Genomic DNA, 2,723 nt, shown 5'->3' with positions numbered 1-2,723 from the left:
AACAGGTTGAACAAAAAGCTCAGGGACGCAAGGGCGATCGAGGCGTAGCCGATGATTCGGGTCGACTGCAGCCAGCGGCGAAACTTCTCGTCGTCGGTGGCGGTGCCGGTAATCACGGGTTGAGCGCTCAATAAAGATCCGGCGATCCCCAGCCATGCGCCCGGGCCGACGCCACTTGGCACGTTGGCGCTGCCGCCGTATTTGACCGTCTGGACCACCTCGAACACGACGACGCCGAACACCAGGAGCCCATACGGGGCGTTGAGCCAAGCCCGCAGCCGGCCAACCACCACTGGGTTGAAGCGCGAGCCGTACATCCGCCACGGCCCGGCATAGGTGACCACGATCGATCCCAGCGACAGCACCGTGACCGCAATTAGTAGCGCAAACATGCCGCCCTGGCCATTGGGGATGCCGCCGCCGAGGTACAGGTTCCAGGGTAAGAACGGTGCAATCAGCAACAGCACGGCTGCGGCAACGTCGCGGCCGATGTTCCACCGCCGAGTCGACTCCCGCGCCGCGAGCGGTCGCTGAGTTGGTCGCGACATTTGCTGGGTGCGAATGGCTTGTGTGGCGCCGGATTGGTCGGACTGCCGGTGCTGCTCGGGCGATGGTTGCTGGCCGGGGCCGCGGGCAATCCGCGGTCGGGCGCCGAAGCGGTCGGTAGGCGTGTCCCCGCGGCTTTCGCTCACCAGGTTCCCCCTGTGATGTCACAGTCGTTTCGCGCAACGGGTGTGGCCTTAGTTAACACCTTCGGCAACGGTTGCGCTGAGGGTCTGCGAACAGACCGCTCGCCGAGACGGTCCCCGGCAGTGCCGATATGCTGGCCCAATCTGCGCGGACCGGCAAATTTGTCGGCCGAAAGGCAGATACTGCCGAAGTTATCGCAGTGTAATGATGATCAGACATTGCCGCGGGCGGCCGGTTCAGTGCGATCGATCGGCGGAGAACGTGCCGATGTAACGCGCACTTCCGGGAGAGGAGAACCGCGATGGACGTAGCTTTGGGTGTCGCGGTCGCAGGCCCGGTTGCCCGGGTAGCGCTTGTCGGGTCCGGCGCCGACAGCGGCGCGGTGATCGATCAGTCGGTGGTCGACGTGTCCTCGGATGCGATCCGGCGGTTGACCGAAACGGTCGTCGGCACATATCGGTCGCTCTCCGACCAAGGCCATCAGCTGGTAGGCACCCGGCTGTGCTGGTCGGATCAACGCCAGGCCAGCGACCTGCGACGAGCACTGGACGACTCCGGTGTCCACAACGTCGCGTTGCTGTCCGAGCCGGAGGCAGCAACGGCGTTGGTGCGCAACGTTTCTCGCGGCCAGGGACAACATGGGGTGCTTCTGGTCAATGATGACACGGCGATGCTTTCGCTGGTCGGCGGGGACGACGCCGCAACGCGGGCTGTGGGCGCCAAGCCGTTGCGTGGCTCCGACCCGGTCACGGCGGCTGGCGCCTTGCTGGGCCGGCTGCGTGAACAGCCGGGGGCGGCCAGCGATGTGTACCTGGTCGGCAAGTCCGCCGATGTCTCGGCGGTGGCTGACCAACTTCGAGCAACGTCGGCGTTGCCGGTGGCGGTTCCGGAGGATCCGGAGTTCGCGATCGCGCGCGGCGCGGCAATGGCCGCCGTGACGGCGCCGATCACGCACGCCGCGATGCCCGCGCAAGACGCGACGATGGCTGCGATGGCCGTCCAGGACGCGACGATGGCAGGGATGCCGGCTGCGGACGCGACGATGGCGGGGATGCCGGCTGCGGACGCGACGATGGCGGGGATGCCGGCCCAGGACGCGACGATGGCGGCGATGCCGGCCCAGGACGCGACCATGGCGGCGATGCCAGCTGGAGACGCGACGATGGCGGCGATGCCCGCGGGGGACGCGACCATGGCGGGGATGCCCGCTGGGGACGCGACCATGATGGACTCCGCGGAGGACGCTACGGGTTCAGGTGGCGCGTTGGCCTACTCGATGGCGGACGAAGGTTCGGAATTGCTTCCGATGGAGTACGCCGGCGACGAGGACGAGGCGGAGGCGGAGCCACCGCCAGTGGGCCGGGCCTTATTGGTAGGCAGCACGGTCGGCGGCATCGTGGTTGCCGGCTGTGCGGCGTTAGCCGTTGCGGTTACGATCGGCATTCGCCCGACCGCGGCCAGTCAACCGCAGCCGCCAGTGCAACCGCAGCACAAGCCGGTGCCCGGGAATTTCATGCCGGTGCTGCCTGCACCGAGCGCACCCGCGTCACCGCCGGCGCAGGCGCCACAGCTGCCGGCGGCCCCGGATGGCGGCGCTCCACAGGGTGTCTCTGGTCCGGGTCCTCAGCCCGTACCTGGCGGAGCGCCGGCTCCTCCTCCGGTTGAGCAAGCACCGCCGGAGGCGCCCGTCGCGCCGCCGCCCCCACCGGCCTACAACCCGGTGCCCATCCCCATTCCGATCCCAATCCCAATCAACCCGCCGCCCAGCAGCACGACGGGCGGGACGACTACGGGGACGACCGGTGGCACGACGGCCGGCACAACCGGGGGAACTACGGGCGGCACGACCGCTGGCACGACTGGTGGCACAACGGGGGGGACGACTGCGGGCACTACCGGCGGGACGACGGGCGGTACCACGGCCGGTACGACCGGTGGCGGGACAACCGCCGGCACGACCGGTGGCGGCACGACGGCGGGCACTACCGGTGGGTCAACTGGCGGAACTACGGCCGGTACGACCGGAGGAGGCA

Annotated in this window: 1 protein-coding gene and 1 pseudogene; one reads left to right on the top strand and one right to left on the bottom strand. The window is 68.6% G+C overall.

All coding sequences use genetic code 11. The features are described 5' to 3' along the window. A pseudogene (locus VFA16_RS22300) lies at nt 1-692 on the bottom strand (hypothetical protein); the annotation flags it as partial. 299 nt (nt 693-991) lie between these two features. On the opposite strand from VFA16_RS22300, the gene VFA16_RS22295 reads away from it, so the two are divergent. Further along, a partial coding sequence (locus VFA16_RS22295; protein WP_324969924.1) for a hypothetical protein occupies nt 992-2,723 on the top strand: 1,732 nt, incomplete at its 3' end.

This window comes from Mycobacterium sp. (genome assembly GCF_035653355.1).
Lineage (GTDB): Bacteria > Actinomycetota > Actinomycetes > Mycobacteriales > Mycobacteriaceae > Mycobacterium.
Note: the sequence above shows the minus strand (reverse complement) of the source record. Positions and strands in the feature narration are given on the sequence as shown.